Genomic DNA, 16,438 nt, shown 5'->3' on the forward strand with positions numbered 1-16,438 from the left:
TTTTCACTACTTTTTTTTGAAAAAGGTGGATACTACTATGCCTTCATTAGTAAAAACGTCTAGAGAGCAAGCTATGAATTCACGCCCGTTAATTTGGATGCTAATTGGTTTAATTGGAGTAGCAATTAGTATTACTATCTCCATAGGATTAGGGGCTGTGTGGATCCCCCCCTCGGTTATTATTGAGTCCTTTACTTCTTTCAACCCAGAACTACTTGAACATCACCTTATTTTTGAAGTAAGGATTCCAAGAGCTTTAACAGCTGCCTTAGTAGGAGCTGCACTAGCCATTGCCGGTACTCTTATGCAAGGAGTAACCCGCAACCCTCTTGCTGATCCTTCTATTATTGGGATCACACAAGGGTCTGGACTTGCTATTGCCATTGCTCTATCCTTCTTTTCTAGTATTTCCTATTGGGGATTATTAGGATGGTCGTTTATTGGTGCTGCCCTTGGCGCTGTTTTAGTATTGTTATTTACAATCATCTCCAGGGAACAGCTATCCCCTGTAACACTTACTTTAGCTGGGGCTGCTCTAAGTATGTTATTTAGTGCATTATCAACTGGATTAGCTCTGTATTTTCAGGTTGCCCAAGATTTAAGTTTTTGGTTTGCTGGAGGACTATCCGGCTCTAAGTGGGTGCATGTATACATACTGTTTCCTATCACGATAACGGGATTGTTAATCGCTCTAATGATGAGCCGTTCTTTAACGACTTTAACAATGGGAGATGATGTAGCTACTGGGCTGGGACATTCCCTCCACCGCGTACGTTGGTTTAGTATCACTGCTGTAGTACTTTTATCTGGAGCTGCTGTGTCTATTGCCGGTGCCATAGGGTTTATTGGCTTGGTAGTTCCTCACATTGTACGTTCCTTAGTAGGAGTAGATTATCGCCACATTTTACCAACAAGCGCTTTAATTGGTGCTTTCCTCCTTATCATTGCGGATATTGGTGCACGTATGATTAATCCTCCATTTGAAACGCCAGTAGGTGCACTCACTGCGATTATTGGAGTGCCATTTTTTCTTTACTTAGCTCGCATGAAAAGGAGGAATCTTTAATGGAATGGATCGCAGCCTTTAAAGAATCAAAAAAGCCATTATTGGTGATTCTGTTGTTCATTTTAGGTACTTTTATTTTCAGTCTACAGACCGGTGTTTTACCTATTAGTATTAGCGAGATTGGAACAACATTGCGCGGAGAAGGAACTCCTCAACATGAACTTATCCTTTTTCAATTAAGATTACCTCGTATGATAATAGCCCTTTTAATTGGAGCAGGACTTGCCGTTTCAGGAGCAATCTTGCAGGGCCTCTCTCGCAATTCATTAGCCGATCCAGGAATTCTGGGAATTAACGCGGGGGCAGGACTTGCCGTTGTATTATGTATTTTCTTATTTAAAGGCAACGAAGCTCTAGGAATTTTCCAATCTCCTTTTATGTTACCGTTATTTGCCTTTTGCGGGGCACTAACGGTTGCAATACTGATTTATACATTTTCATGGAAAGATGGCGTCGACCCTGGGAGATTGCTGTTAATAGGGATTGGTTTTAATGCTCTATGCGGAGCTTTGCTCATAATTGTGCAGTTGAAAATGGATCCTAGAGATTTTCAGGAAGCAACCATTTGGTTAACAGGGAGTATTTGGGGTACGCAGTGGCGTTACGTATATGCCCTACTTCCCTGGATTGTGGTATTGCTACCGTTTGCTTTTTTCAAAGCCAAAACATTAAACTTATTACAGATAAGTGATCCAATTCCCTACTCTCTAGGTATGAATGTTGAATTCGAAAGAAGGCTGTTACTTAGTCTGGCTGCTGCATTGGCAGGAGCTTGTGTAGCTGTCGGAGGAGGTATTTCGTTTTTAGGTTTATTAGCCCCGCATATAGCTAGACGCTTAACAGGGCCAAATTATTACAGTCTTTTGCCTGCTTCTGCTCTAATCGGGATGCTGATTCTTCTTTTAGCAGATATGATCGGAAAAAACATCCTTGCTCCGGCAGATATTCCAATAGGTATTGTCATATCGATTGTCGGCGCCCCTTACCTTATATACATGTTGCTCAATCGTAGAGGTTCTGGCTTTAAAACATAATAAAGACCCATCCAAAAGGATGGGCTTTTGTTATTTAGTAAGTGCTCTGTATTCTTTTTGTCCAATGACATGGTAGACATCTTGACTTCCTTCAATTATAAACTCTGGCTTTGGTTTACCTCGATTTTCTCGGTGTCCAGCTAGATGTACTTCACTTGTTTCCCATGCTTTCCACGCTTCTTCAGATTCCCAACGAATGAGGACGAGTATCTCTTCATTACCCTTTCGTTTTTTCTTTTGTAAAACGGTTAAATCAAGAAATCCAGGCTGCTCCTCAATGATCCCAGGCGTAGAAAACTTTTCAACCATTTTTCCGGCATACCCTTCTTCTACTACAAGTGTTTTAATTTGTGCAAACATGAATTAGTACCTCCTTCATATGTATAAAATCATTATAATTGATATAGATTATCATTTTCAATTAAAAAAATAGAAAAGCGCCTTTAAACCTGGCGCTTTCTAAACTTCTCCTATTAGTCCTATGTCAGGTACAATCCCTGCTTGCCCCGCAACCCAATTAGCTGGGACTCCTTGCCCCGTTTCTTGATTGTACGTCAAACCTTGTAGCAATCTTAAAATTTCAAAAGCATTCCTGCCAACTTCCGGAGGATATACGAACTTAGCTTTGATCACACCTTGTGGATTAATGATAACCGTTCCTCTCATAGCAGCTCCCGCATTAGGATTAAAAACTCGATAAGCTCTACTAATCATTTGGTTTCGATCACTCACAAGAGGGTACTGAACTCTTGCTGCATTCGGTGAAACCTTTGTAAAAACTTTATGAGCATAAACACTATCCGTACTAATTCCTAAAACTTCAGCTCCTAGTGCTTGAAACTCAGGATAAAGAGCAGCGACCGCCGCCAATTCAGTCGGTCATACAAATGTGAAATCACTCGAGTAAAATAACAGTACGGTCCATTTCCCTCGGTAATCAACAAGATTAACTTTATTAATTGAATCTGTTATAGCATGGTAAACATCTGCAGAGAAAAGCGGTGCTACATCATTTGTCTGTGCACAAAAAGGAACTTCGCAACGATCAACATCATTAACAGTAAATTCTTCCTCTTGATGTTGGTTCAACCTCTCACCCCCGTTCATTTTATTACTGTATGAAAATTCCCATGCGTTATGTCACTTTCCTAGTACTGAATCAATTAAAAAAGCTCCTTTTCTAAGAAGCTTTTTTCAAATAGTGATCTACCTTTTCCCAAACAATAAGTTTTTCTAAGAAGATGGAAATCACGACGCCCATGATTAAGCCGTTTGATAAGATTGGTTGAAGTAGTATAGGAAAATCACTGAAGGCTTGAGGAGAAATCGTCATTAAACTCACTCCAATTAATAAAGGACCAGCAAGCCTGAAGATGGTATTAGATGTAAATATCTCTCCTTTTAAACTATTAAATGCCGTACCAAACAGCTGTAAATAGGCAACGAAAAGAACGGCATTCCCCACTGAGATTGGCAAAGTAATTAAAAAGGCTGTAACTGTTGGAATCAACCCTACTAACGATAATAAGCCCCCAGCAATTAAAAAGGGTTCTTTTTTATAAATTTGCGTACTTTGCAAAAAGCCAATTGATGATGTAAAAGGTGTATATGGTACAAGGCCAAAGCCCGAGACAATTATCGAAAAGAAACCAGTCCAAAAAAACGAGCGCTTATATTGGTTCTGGTTAGGTACCTCTGTGAAGAGTTCAGCAGCTGCTTGAATCGAAGCAACAGTGTTTGTTAAATTTAATATGCCTGCAAAGAAAGCAACAGCTATAATCCCATACTCTAAATTCGGTGTACCAAGGGGAAACAAAGCAACGGAAAATCCTTGTGTAACTACAGGCTCTGCTTCATTTGGAAATAACCATACAAAACAGATCCACCCCACTACTATTCCAATTAAAATCGAGAAATTGCTTATTGTTTTAGAGCCCTTAATTTTCAACACACTTACAAAGATCACAAGAACAAATGAAAGGATACTAATTGGAATATTAATCTTACCCTGTTCTGTAATACCTAGCATCCCTTGAAAGAATACAAAAATTAATTGAAACGTGAGTAGAAATAAATAAACACTCATCACCATAGGCGTAAAGATCCGTTGTACATATTGAATTAAGTTCAAAAGCACGAGTAATATGGTTACAACGCCAGCCAACAGAATACCAGTTGCAAGGCCCCCACCTATTTGCGAATAACTCATTCCCATCTCTGAAGCTGATAACCCTAAATTCAGCATAACACCCCATAACAGCCCTGAGTGCCCTTCCATTAGAGGGTAGCGATGTCCAAATAAACCTTGAATCACACAAGCTAAGCCTGTAAAAATAAGCGAACCACTGAGCATAAGTTTTACCGTATCAGGTGGAACTTCGAAAGCTACCGCTATAGAAAGGGGGACAACAATGGTATTGGCAAAGATAAAAAACAACCATTGTACAGATGAGGTTAATGTAAAAGCCGAAGTCCAATTCTTCATGTGATCACCCTATTTGTTTGTTATCTTTTAAGGATAACTTTAGACAGTCGAAAAAAGAAAGTCTTTTATTTTCAATTAAAGGGATGAACTGACAGCCATTCGCTCTCTTCGTTTCATTTGAGGAAAATAAGGGAAACGATTAGAAAGATAGCATGAAATCTTAAGGGATGTTGGTATACTATATAAAGTGCTTATAAAGGAGGCGTTTATATGTTAAATGAGAAATTACTTGATGCTTTAAATGAACAAATGAACTATGAATTTTATGCCGCCCATACTTACATGGCAATGGCAGCTTATTGCTCATCAGAAAGTATTGATGGCTTTGCTAATTTCTTTTTAGTTCAAGCTGAAGAAGAGCGGTTTCACGCGATGAAATTTTATAATTTCATTAACGCTTTAGGAGAGAGGGCAACCATTACTGGATTCGAAACCCCTAACAATCAATTCAGTTCAATTTTGGATGTATTTGAAAAAGCTTTAACCCAAGAAAAAGAAGTAACCAAACGAATTTATCAATTATCTGACTTAGCGTGGGATACAAGAGAGCACGCTACAATTAACTTTTTAAAATGGTTTATTGAAGAACAAGTAGAAGAAGAAGATATGTTTGATAGTATTATTCACAAGTTAAAACGGATTGACGATGATAGTAACACGTTCTTCATGATGGATGATGAATTCTCAAAACGAACGTTTACTCCTGAGTAAGAATAAATAGCCCCACAGAACATGAATTCTGTGGGGCACCTTTTTAATCGTTTGAAACCTCAACTGTCATTTGTTTAATAATCTGCTCTTGTCCTTCTACCGGAGCATCTCCAGGTACTGTTTCCACTGCAACAATCTCGTCGACTACATCCATTCCTTCAATGACTTTACCAAAAGATGCATATTCACCATCTAAAGAAGGCGTATCGGCCACCATAATAAAGAATTGGGAGCCTCCTGAGTTAGGATCTTGAGATCGTGCCATTGAAATAACGCCACGATCATGCTTTAAATTATTTTCAAATCCGTTACTACTAAATTCACCTTCAATCGAGTATCCAGGACCTCCTGTACCATTCCCGTCAGGATCCCCTCCTTGAATCATAAACCCAGGAATAACCCGATGAAAAGTTAATCCATCATAAAATCCTTCTTCAACAAGCGATACAAAATTTTCAACGGTCTTTGGAGCGACACCTGGATAAAGCTCAATTAAAACTTCTCCGCCATTCTCCATTTCCATTGTCACGATAGGAGAATCCGCATCACTTGCAACTTCATCGCTATCTTGTTCGTCTACTTCATTCATCTCTTCATCACTAGATTGTCCGCATGCAACGAGCATCATCAATGCGATCAGTAAAAGACTCCAATGTAACACCATCTTTTTCATAATTAAACCCTTCTTTCCATCGTAATCCTATTTATTATACTACAGCTAGATCATTCTCTACATAATCATATTTCCACCAAACTTATTCTACAGCACCTGCAACATCATACAGTTCAATGTCAATTTCAGTTGGCTGTTCTAACGCGAGTTTTGCCAACTCACCTCCAAGGTAAGGTCCAGCTGTTAAACCAGATGCCCCAAGTCCATTAGCAAGAAGGATACCATCCCAATTTGGAAGCGGCCCGATAATTGGCAAGAAATTAGGGGCAACCGGCCTAAACCCTACTCTCGTTTCAAGAACCGTACAATCTGCTAAACCAGGAGCTATACTTAAAGCTTTATCAAAAACCTCATACATCCCACCAAGAGTAGGACGTCTATCATAGCCTTTCTCATCCTCATGTGTAGCACCAATTACAATCCGACCATCTTCAAGCGAGAGTAAATACTGATTATTAGGCGGCATGACAACTGGCCAAGTCAACGTATCTGTATTTGGTAATTCAAGATGAACGATTTGAGCTTTTTGAGGTTCGATCTTAAAAGTAACACCAAGTGGCTGAAATAACTCTTTTGCCCAAGCACCTGCGGTAACGATTACCTGATCAGCATACATAGATTCAGCCCCGAGCTTTGCCCCACGTACTTGATTACCCTCATGAATTAAATGAGCTTCTCCTTCAAGATAGGTTGCTCCATACTTCTTTGCAGCATTAATTAAGGCTTCCCTTAAAGCTCGTCCATTCACCCTAGCAGCACCACTTACATGTACGGCTCCGTAGCCGTCGGCAAGCACAGGTAGTAGCTCTTTTGCTTCTATTGGGGATAAGCGAGTAATCTCTCCAATTTCAGGAGCATCCTCTAATCGAGCTCTAGCTCTTTCTTCCATTTTTATAAGTTTACTTTCATCCGTATGAAGACTAATCGCACCAACCTTCGCATATCCCGTTTCTGTTTCTCCCAATTCCTTTAATTCATTAATTAATTCCGGGTAATACCTCGCTCCATTTTTAGCAAGCTGATACCAAGCTTTATTGCGACGTTGTGTTAGCCATGGACAAACAATGCCGGCTGCCGCATCGGTCGCTTGACCTTTATCTCCGCGATCGATGAGCGTAACCGTTGCACCTACTTTGGCTAAATGATAAGCCGTAGACGCTCCAAGAATTCCAGCCCCAACAATAATATATGTACTCATTCTCCACACCTTTTTCTACATCAGTTTATAGTAGTAGTGTACAAGAACATTCCAGACTCTACAATCAACTCAAGAGCCTACTCAGTTTTTCGATCTAAATAGGCTCTCTTCATCCATTAAATTGGTGGAGGAAATTGAGTATCTTCATAGAAATTTGCTAGTGGTTTTTTAACATTTATCGGGAAGACTAATTTTCATAAACTCCAAGTCATCAAGCATTAATTCTTACTCTTGTACCATTGGGAACGATTGATCCCAATTCCTCGACGTCTTGATTGTACATGCGAATACACCCTCTAGATACCGCCTGACCAATTGAAGCTGGATCATTTGTACCGTGTATTCCATAACTTTTCTTAGACAAAGATAACCATAGAGTACCAAACGGACCTCCTGGGTTCGGTTGGCGATTAACAATAATAAAGTCTCCAACAGGTGTATCAAATAGCATACGCCCAACAGCAATCGGATAAACCTTACGTATTTGACCGTTTTCATACAAAGTTAATGTTCGACTCCCTATTGACACTTCAATCATAAAAGGAATCTGGTTAGGATCTGGTATGCCTGGAATGATAATAGGCTGACCAACAAAGATTAAATTTGGATTTTGGATGTTATTAGCTTTTACAATAGTGACATATGGAGTGCGGTAATCTTCAGATATGGAAAATAACGTCTCACCTGGTTTAACAATATGCTGATACATAAAAAAACCTCCTACTCATAGGATTATTACTTTATCTTATGAGTAGGAGGATCCTATTTATTTCATCTAATGAAAATAATTACTTAGACTAACCCCTAATACTAGGCGCAATACGATTGTAACGATTTTAATAATTCCAGTCTGACTCTTATTTACCATTGACCATAACCTTTTTCGCTTAAAAAACAGGTAAATCCTCTTACCGGTTTAGCTAATCTTCACTAATTATATTATTGAAGCTACTTATCTTCACTTTCCAGAGCCAAAATCTCCCCTTATCTCTTTAAGCGCAGTTTTTTCTTCGTTAATCTCGGTGGCCGTTCTTACCCCCATCCGTCTTATAACAGATAGTGGGGGACACCATCCTTGTAGAGCGTGCTGTAAAAGGAAGCCTCCAACCACGCCTGATAACAAGTGCCATTTACGATTCACTGCAAAACCTAAGGCGGTGCCTACAAGGATGAGTGAAGAAGCATTTGCCTCAAGGACCCGCTCTGTATCCCATTCAGCATCGAGGTCTTTAAGACGCCTTTCGATCTCATTGTAGCTTTTGCCCCTGTAGTAATTAATATTTCTTTTCGTCTGTTCAGAAATCTTAAGATTTACTTTATCACTGGTATGCTCTTCTACTCTCTCAAAGGTGCTTGGTAATATTATTTCCACTGAACTCACTCTCCTTTCATTTGTAGTTTCCCCCTCTTAATAATCATATAAAACATTTATATGGAGTAAGAGGCAAGAAGAATGAGGACAATCTGGAGTGATGGTCTACCTATAATTATCGTGTTCCTTGTAGTAATAGCACCCTGACCTTATCAAATTCTTCATTCTAGATCTGGAGTCAGAAAATATGTTATAGTGACGTAAAGGGGGTTTTTCTATGCATCCAACTGAATGGATATTAAACCACAATCAAGAACAAATAATCCTACAAGCCAATAAACTTACTCTTTTTCAACAGGGTAAAATTATTGAATGCGTGGGGTCTGATAACCTTCACTATTTGCTATTCTTTTATAAAGACGACTTCTTAACTGTCCAGCCATTAGTTGAATTTGACCAAGCTTCATTCTTAGGGCACCTAGAGCAAAAAGGATCTTGTATTCATGCACCTAGTCCCCTCTTCTCCCTGCTGCTACCTGCTGCTACCTCCTTAAAAATTATCTCTCCGGGTGCTTTACTAACTAAAATAAAAAAACACTATTCCTCTATAGAGACAGCCCTGATCTACTCATATTTTGATTCTTATATTCCAAGTGAACAACTTGATATTTTTCTTAAAGAGGTCTTCTATACGTTGCGTCGCGATGGAAAATTATTAGCTGCCTATCGCCTAGGAATCGTGTTACTTTCGCGAGGCTACCAAAAAGAATGGCTCCGCTCTGCTATTGAACATGCCGATTATGCCCATGCAAAAAAATACTTCCTTTCACCTTTCATTACCCTTATGACTACAGATCCCCTCTATGTAGAACAACAACTTTTTCATTCCAATAATTACACTCAATTGTTAGAGCTCTATCAGGAGGAAAATCGAGTTATCGACTCCCTCATCCTTTATATCAATGTTTTTATCAAACGTCCTAGCCCAACAGAATATAAGAATCTTATTACTGTATTAAATAATACCTTTACGAATGATGAAGTTTTATCATTCCTACGATCTCTTCTTCCGGTGGTATCAACTAAAACAGGCTTACACCAAGATGTTTACGAACGTTTAATTAAAAATAAAGAAACTGACGCCGCAGTTGGTTTACTTTTTCATTACCCATTTCCTCTCTCAAAAAAGGACATTCGTGATCTACCCGACTTGTTAAACCACTTATCCATTTCTAAGCTTGAACTCTCGCTACAATCTATCACACAGAGATTATTACCATTAGTACGCGAATCGCCTCAAACATTCGAAAAAATAATCAGGGCAACTTTACCGAATTTGCTAAACCGTCATACGTTGGCTGATATTTATACCCATTTAAAGCTAAACGAAGAAACCAGCGACATTCCATCGCTTTCTAAGATTAGCGACATGTACCATCTGGTCGAAGATGCAGAAAATCAATTAAAACTAGGTATGCATTATTATGATCTGGGCCAATATGAAAAGGCTATCGAATGCTTTAGTTGGGAGATGGAGTTGCATTCCAATCAAGTAGAACCTATTCAATGGCTCGCTAAGGCCTATCAAAAAGTAGGTAAACACAAAGAGGTGGAAACGTACCATAACCTCCTCAAACAAATGAAGCATTCATCTTAAATAATGAATTGATCATTTAACCTGTTGTAACTCACAACTTTTCACTGAAATCTTTAAATTTTTTTAAATCTATTGCATATTTCTTTTTATTTCAGTCATAATTTATTATAATTACAATGTAAGAATTAATATTGTTTCTTTTTTTTAGTTTTGACCATTGTAATGGATGGTTGTTTGCTAGTTAATCTTCTTAAAACGAAAGGGGAGTTACGTATGGATATGAAAGAAAATGAGAACGCAGGAAAGTGCCCTTTTACAGGTGAAGGTGGTTCGAATAATTCTTCTAGAGGTACGAAAAACAAAGACTGGTGGCCTAACCAGCTAGACTTGAATGTTCTTCACCAGCATGACACGAAGACGAACCCACTAGGTGAAGATTTTAATTACGCAGAAGAATTTAAAAAGCTGGATTACGATGCCTTGAAGAAGGACCTTCATAATCTTATGACTGATAGTCAGGATTGGTGGCCTGCAGACTACGGCCATTATGGTCCGTTCTTTATCCGTATGTCCTGGCACGCAGCAGGTACATACCGTACAGTAGACGGTCGTGGTGGCGGTGGAAGTGGCTCTCAGCGCTTTGCTCCTCTTAACAGCTGGCCTGACAACGGAAACCTTGATAAGGCCCGTAGGCTACTTTGGCCAATTAAACAGAAATATGGCAATAAGCTCTCTTGGGCCGACCTTCTCGTTTTCACAGGGAATGTAGCAATTGAATCCATGGGAGGAAAAACGATTGGGTTTGGTGGAGGGCGCGAAGACATCTGGCATCCTGAGGAAGACGTCAACTGGGGTCCTGAAAAAGAATGGCTTGGAGATAATCGTTACTCCGGCGAACGTGATTTGGAAAACCCACTTGCTGCTGTTCAGATGGGCTTGATTTATGTGAATCCTGAAGGTCCAAACAGCAAACCCGATCCGCTTGGAAGTGCACGCGATATCCGTGATACCTTTAAACGTATGGGAATGAACGATGAAGAAACAGTGGCACTCACAGCTGGTGGACATACATTTGGTAAGGCACACGGTGCAGGTGATCCTTCACATGTTAGCGAAGAGCCAGAAGGTTCACTCGTTGAACACCAAGGCTTCGGCTGGAAAAGCACACATGAAACTGGTCATGGTGCCTTTACCATTACAAGTGGAATTGAAGGTGCATGGACTCCGACTCCTACAAAATGGGACATGAGTTATTTCGATATGCTGTTCGGATATGAATGGGAGCTAACAAAGAGTCCTGCAGGTGCATATCAATGGGCGCCAGTAAACCCTGATGAAGAACATCTTGCACCTGATGCAGAAGATTCATCTAAACGGGTTCCGACGATGATGACGACAGCAGACATGGCCATGCGTATGGATCCAGACTATGAAAAGATCTCTCGTCGCTTCCACAAGAATCCAGACGAGTTTGCCGATGCCTTTGCTCATGCGTGGTTCAAGTTACTCCACCGTGACATGGGGCCTCGTGATAGATATCTAGGTCCAGAAGTTCCAGAAGAAGAGTTCATTTGGCAGGATCCGATCCCAGAGGTAGATTATGAATTATCAGATGCAGAAATAAATGAGCTAAAAACAAAAATATTGGCTTCCGAGCTTACTTTGAGCGAACTTATTAGTACTGCTTGGGCTTCCGCAAGCACATTCCGTAATTCAGATAAGCGCGGCGGTGCCAATGGTGCACGTATCCGTCTTGAACCACAGAAGAACTGGGAAGCCAATGAACCAGAGAAGCTTTCAAAAGTATTAACAGTTTTAGAAGGCATTCAAAGTGGTCTTGATAAAAAAATTAGCATGGCTGACTTGATTGTATTAGGCGGTAGTGCAGCAGTCGAAAAAGCAGCAAACGATGCAGGCATTGATGTAACGGTTCCTTTTACACCTGGACGTGGTGATGCCACACAAGAACAGACAGACGTAGAGAACTTTGAAGTACTTGAGCCAGTATCTGATGGTTTCCGCAACTATCAGAAGAAAGAGTATAGTATAAAACCAGAAGAGTTTCTAGTAGACAAGGCTCAGCTGTTAGACCTATCTGCAAAAGAAATGACTGTATTGATTGGTGGCATGCGTGTTCTTGGAACTAACCATGGTGGCACACAGCACGGTGTCTTCACTGATCGTGTTGGCACCCTCACAAACGACTTTTTTGTGAACCTACTTGATATGGGGATCGAATGGAAGCCTGTAGATGGCGGTGTTTATGAAGGACATGATCGTAAAACTGGGGAAGTTGTTCGTACTGCAACGAGAGTAGACCTAGTCTTCGGTTCACACTCCATACTTCGTGCCCTTGCCGAAGTATACGCGCAAGACGATAGCAAAGAGAAGTTTGTTCATGACTTTATTGCTGCTTGGGTCAAGATCATGAATGCAGATCGTTTCGATCTTAAATAAAATAACAAATCTTTTTAAAGATTAGGCACCTTACAAGGCCCTGATCCGCTGCTTACTCTTTAAGATGAGCTGTAGGTCAGTAGCCCGAATAAGGTGCTTTTCACTATACGTTGAGATGTCAGTATAGGAAGCGACCGAACTTGTGAACTAAGGCTACCTCTTCCCAACTTAATTAGCCGATTTGTTAATTTTATAAAGCCCAAAAAAGGAGACCCTAAAGATTTAGAGTCTCCTTTTCCGGTATTAACCTGGTCTAAAAACCTACCATTCAAAGGCACAACTTAAACCATATTAAACTACCTTACTTCACTTCATCACCTAGTGCCTTTAACACTTGGTGAGCTTTTTCCGTCAGCGTCGTTTTTGCTTCTTCTTCAAGACCCCTTGTATCTTGCTCTAAATGTATCAAGAAGTTCTCCACAAATGTTTCAGCTTGTTTCTTCCTGTCACCATCATAGTGGTGATTGGCTTGTCTAAGCGAGTTACGAAGCTTATTTATTAGTGGTTTTTGGACTTCGCCTGCATCGGTGTACTCCTCTAATGTCTGTTGTAATTCTAACAACCACTCTTCAGCAGATGGTACCTTTTCATCTTCTTCCTTTTCTTCCACTTCACCAGCAAGGAATTCCCTTGCACCTTTTACTTCTACTCTTACGTTATCAATAACCACTTCATGAGGTTCAGCGATTTGTTCATCTAACACATTCCCAAGAAGGAACTGTAAACCGACGTTATCGTCTGCCCCCATAACAAATTCAAAAGTGAACTTTTCAGTAGAATCAGAGAGTTTAACAACTTCTTCAAAATGCCTGTAATATCCTCCTGCCGGACCATTGTCGAGGACAACTTCAATAGAGCGGTCCGTTGTTGACTTGGCATCAAATTCAACCACGTACGTTTTACCTTCAAATAACTTCAAGCCTGCTTGGAATAACTGAATGTCCCAAGGGTTGTCCCCTATGTTTTCGATCGCAACCTTAGCTTCCTTTTCATCCCCAGCAAATGATGCTTTTGAACTTCCGTCAAAGTCTCCTTGAAGGTGGGTACCCCATGCCTCCAGACCATGAGAGAAGTCGCCGTTTTTCAAAGGAAAATACTTTTCTCTCTCTCCTTTAACCTCAAAGCGAACGTTTTTTACGACCACATCATGAGGATCAACTTCAAATGCTCCAAGGAGATACTTAAGCCCAACGATATCATCTTCACTCATCACAAATTCAAATGAAAAGGTTTCCATATCACTCGTTAATGAAATCTCTTCAGATAAATAACGGTGATAATTGGCATTCTCAACTGCCACCTCAATCTTTCGATCAATAGATGACTTGGCATCAAATTCAACAATATATGTCTTTCCGGCCTTCACAGAAAGGTTCTCCTGGAAGAACATGATATCCCATGGGTTAGCCCCAGTATCTTCTACAAAAAAACGTGCTTCTCCATTTTCGACTTTAAATTCCCCGGCTGAAGAAGAGTCACCGTAATTCCCTTGAATATGCGTATCCCAGTGTGAAGAACCGCTTGTAAAGTCGCCATTCTTTAATGGGAACGCTTCTTCCAGTGTTAAGTCATCGCCACCAGACAAACGAACCATTTTAATATCATCTAAAACCACATTACTGCGATTTCCTCCAGCGTAGAAAACAAGTTGTCCCATTGTATCGGTCACTTCAGACATAGTAAAAGTGAATCTATGTTCTTCCTGGCCTTCTGAGAGAGTCAGCACTTCCTCGTGATAGATGTCTTCCCCGTCTTCACTTAATAAAGCAATTGTAATGTCTCTTTCAGCAGCTGCCCCTCCATTGAAGGAAAGCTCGTACTCAGCACCAGAGCGTAAATTCATTCCGGATTGAGTTAAAGACACGGACTTAACGTCATCCCCGCCATCAGTAATATCGATCTCAAGCTTTCTCTCAATCGGGTCGACCGAAGCGGAGGCACCATCACCTTCAAAATTCCAGTACGTCATTCGATCCATTCTGCCCTGATCAAAGGTACCGTTGTACACATGATTTCCGTTTCTTAACGGTTGTTTCGGTGCATTTTCTTCATACGGATCTTGAGGATCTACTTCTTCCAACACAACATTTCCAACCCAAACATTGTTAGTGTTTAGCCCCATGTTGTATTCCAAACGGGCCATTGCATCACTATCATGTTGCATCTGGAATGTCATTTCATATGTTTCTACGTCTTTAGTTAAAGGAAAGTCACGACTTGGAGAGTAGGCTGTATAGCCTCTTTCAGGTCCACCGCCCATCTTCACATTCATTGTACGGTCTGCGGCTGCTTTTGCATCAAAGCTTAACTTGTACCATCTTCCCTTCCCTAACGTTACATTCTGTATCATTTGAACGGAATAAGACTGACTTCCGCCATTTGTAATGTCTACATTTGCGAAGCGGTCTCCATTTAGTTCTTCAACCGAAGCAGAAGCATTACCGTTAAATTCATTTAAATGAACCAGGTTCCAATGATCATAGCTCCAGTTATTTTGCAAATCATCATTGGTTTTAATATTTGTGAACCCATTTTGATAATCCGTATCGTACACATAATTTCCTTCCACAGCTTCTTTTGCACCTTCTGGAAGTTCTTCGGCTTCAAACTCCGGCTCCTCCGGTTCCATATAATCCCTACCAGTTAATTCATAGGCCTTCACGTAATCGACTACAACCTCACCAGGAAAAGGAGTCGTATCATCGGGATCTCCTCCGTACCAACCACCAACAGCAAGATTTAAAATAAGATAGAATTCCTGATCGAAAGGAGCAGGGTAAGAAAATTTAGCAGGATTGCCAGCACCGGTTGTGCTCCAGTTATTTAATGTCTGATACAATTCATCATTTACATACCAGCGTATTTCCCCTGGCTCCCATTCAACACTGTACACGTTAAAATCTGTAATATCCGTGCCCTCTGGAAAATAGTAATCTTTTGCTGTGTACGTATTGTTCGGCCATTCAGCCCCATAGTGGATCGCTCCGCCAATATGATCAGGCTTTCCACCGGCTGCTTCCATAATATCAATTTCCCCAGAAGCTGCCCAACCACCGTAGACGTCATCTTCAGGCATCATCCAGAACGCTGGCCAGTAGCCTTGTCCTTCAGGAAGCGCCATCTTTGCTTCAAATTTTCCGTATTTTTGGCTAAACTTGCCTTGAGAATGAACTTTGCCGGACGTATATTGATAGGTTCCTGTTTCATCAGTTACCTCTTCCTCTCGTCCTTCCAAAATGAGCTTGCCATCTTTTACTCTTACGTTGTCTTCTTGGTAAGATTGAAGCTCCTCATTCCCCCAGCCAGGAACCCAATTACCGTTATCATCATAAAAGCCATTCCCAACATCGATAGACCATTTCTTAGAATCTAGTTCTTCTCCTTCAAACTGATCTTCCCACACTAACGTCCAATCATCTTTTGTAGTCTCTTCAGATTGATTACTGCCTTTAGCATTTTGAGGAAATAAAACAGGAATAACCAGCAGGAAAATCATAAACAATCCAATACTTCTTCTCACCATAGGATTTCGCCACCTTCATATTTTTTTGAATCATTTTGCTTGCTGTTGTCTTCACCCCTCCTTGTTAATATGTAATAACACCCATTCTCCGAAAGCGCTTCCGAAAAATAGTATGCTTAAAAATAGTTTAAAAGGAACTACTAACCTAGTACCACCTAGCCCACGACTACCTTCTTAAACATAATATATGCACTAATAAAAAGGGTTCGAAATTTCACGAAAGCGCTTTAGTTTTATACCGGACTTCTCGATCAAAAAAAGATTTACGTCTACTCCCTAAATTTCTCCTGTGATTCTTACACCTGTACAGGAGTAAAAACATCCGAAAATAGAAAGCGCTTTCGTAAATGTCATTAAAAATATGTGTTTTAAGAATCGAAAA

The 16,438-nt window shown here is 40.3% G+C and carries 13 protein-coding genes; 5 read left to right on the forward strand and 8 right to left on the reverse strand.

Annotated features, from left to right (window positions below; all coding sequences use genetic code 11):
* Positions 1-37: 37 nt before the first annotated feature.
* Together AB3N04_RS10365 and AB3N04_RS10370 are read left to right on the forward strand one after the other, a co-directional pair.
* Positions 38-1,066 carry a FecCD family ABC transporter permease gene (locus AB3N04_RS10365; protein WP_368505923.1) on the forward strand — a complete coding sequence of 343 codons (1,029 nt, stop codon included), beginning with the start codon at positions 38-40 and terminating at the stop codon, positions 1,064-1,066.
* Positions 1,066-2,100 carry a FecCD family ABC transporter permease gene (locus AB3N04_RS10370; protein ID WP_368505924.1) on the forward strand — a complete coding sequence of 345 codons (1,035 nt, stop codon included), beginning with the start codon at positions 1,066-1,068 and terminating at the stop codon, positions 2,098-2,100. Before AB3N04_RS10365 ends, AB3N04_RS10370 begins: the two co-directional genes overlap by 1 nt.
* Positions 2,101-2,130: 30 nt before the next feature.
* Here AB3N04_RS10370 and AB3N04_RS10375 read toward each other — a convergent pair whose 3' ends face one another.
* The 3 genes from AB3N04_RS10375 to AB3N04_RS10385 form a co-directional block, all read right to left on the reverse strand.
* Complete coding sequence (locus AB3N04_RS10375; RefSeq protein ID WP_368505925.1) at positions 2,131-2,460, reverse strand: antibiotic biosynthesis monooxygenase; 330 nt, start codon at positions 2,458-2,460, stop codon at positions 2,131-2,133.
* A gap of 99 nt (positions 2,461-2,559) precedes the next feature.
* Positions 2,560-3,207 (reverse strand): peroxiredoxin, encoded by a 648-nt coding sequence (locus tag AB3N04_RS10380; protein ID WP_368505926.1) that lies wholly within the window; start codon positions 3,205-3,207, stop codon positions 2,560-2,562.
* Positions 3,208-3,280: 73 nt separating this feature from the next.
* Entirely contained in the window at positions 3,281-4,585 is a 1,305-nt protein-coding gene (locus AB3N04_RS10385; protein ID WP_368505927.1) for a uracil/xanthine transporter, read from the reverse strand.
* 210 nt (positions 4,586-4,795) lie between these two features.
* Between AB3N04_RS10385 and AB3N04_RS10390 the strand changes: the two genes are divergently transcribed.
* Positions 4,796-5,296, forward strand: a complete 501-nt coding sequence (locus tag AB3N04_RS10390) for a ferritin (protein ID WP_368505928.1) — start codon at positions 4,796-4,798, stop codon at positions 5,294-5,296.
* Positions 5,297-5,339: 43 nt separating this feature from the next.
* Here AB3N04_RS10390 and AB3N04_RS10395 read toward each other — a convergent pair whose 3' ends face one another.
* From AB3N04_RS10395 to AB3N04_RS10410, 4 genes are all read right to left on the reverse strand, one after another.
* Positions 5,340-5,969, reverse strand: coding sequence for a peptidylprolyl isomerase (locus AB3N04_RS10395; protein WP_368505929.1), 630 nt, complete (start codon positions 5,967-5,969; stop codon positions 5,340-5,342).
* Between the two features lie 82 nt (positions 5,970-6,051).
* Positions 6,052-7,167, reverse strand: a complete 1,116-nt coding sequence (locus tag AB3N04_RS10400) for an NAD(P)/FAD-dependent oxidoreductase (protein WP_368505930.1) — start codon at positions 7,165-7,167, stop codon at positions 6,052-6,054.
* Positions 7,168-7,378: 211 nt separating this feature from the next.
* The gene (locus AB3N04_RS10405; RefSeq protein ID WP_317123722.1) at positions 7,379-7,876 is read right to left on the reverse strand and encodes a L,D-transpeptidase family protein; all 498 of its coding nucleotides are present in this window, start codon (positions 7,874-7,876) and stop codon (positions 7,379-7,381) included.
* A 249-nt stretch (positions 7,877-8,125) separates the two neighbouring features.
* On the reverse strand, positions 8,126-8,539 hold the full coding sequence (locus AB3N04_RS10410) for a DUF2892 domain-containing protein (RefSeq protein ID WP_368505931.1): 414 nt from the start codon (positions 8,537-8,539) through the stop codon (positions 8,126-8,128).
* A 217-nt stretch (positions 8,540-8,756) separates the two neighbouring features.
* Between AB3N04_RS10410 and AB3N04_RS10415 the strand changes: the two genes are divergently transcribed.
* Together AB3N04_RS10415 and katG are read left to right on the forward strand one after the other, a co-directional pair.
* Positions 8,757-10,136 (forward strand): tetratricopeptide repeat protein, encoded by a 1,380-nt coding sequence (locus tag AB3N04_RS10415; RefSeq protein WP_368505932.1) that lies wholly within the window; start codon positions 8,757-8,759, stop codon positions 10,134-10,136.
* 213 nt (positions 10,137-10,349) lie between these two features.
* On the forward strand, positions 10,350-12,533 hold the full coding sequence (gene katG, locus AB3N04_RS10420) for a catalase/peroxidase HPI (protein WP_368505933.1): 2,184 nt from the start codon (positions 10,350-10,352) through the stop codon (positions 12,531-12,533).
* A gap of 301 nt (positions 12,534-12,834) precedes the next feature.
* Here the strand turns inward: katG and AB3N04_RS10425 are convergent, their stop codons facing one another.
* Entirely contained in the window at positions 12,835-16,056 is a 3,222-nt protein-coding gene (locus AB3N04_RS10425) for a carbohydrate binding domain-containing protein (protein WP_368505934.1), read from the reverse strand.
* Positions 16,057-16,438: the final 382 nt, after the last annotated feature.

Origin of the sequence: Alkalihalophilus sp. As8PL (assembly GCF_040939795.1) — a bacterium.
In the GTDB taxonomy this organism is placed as follows: Bacteria; Bacillota; Bacilli; order Bacillales; family Bacillaceae_D; genus Alkalihalophilus; species Alkalihalophilus lindianensis.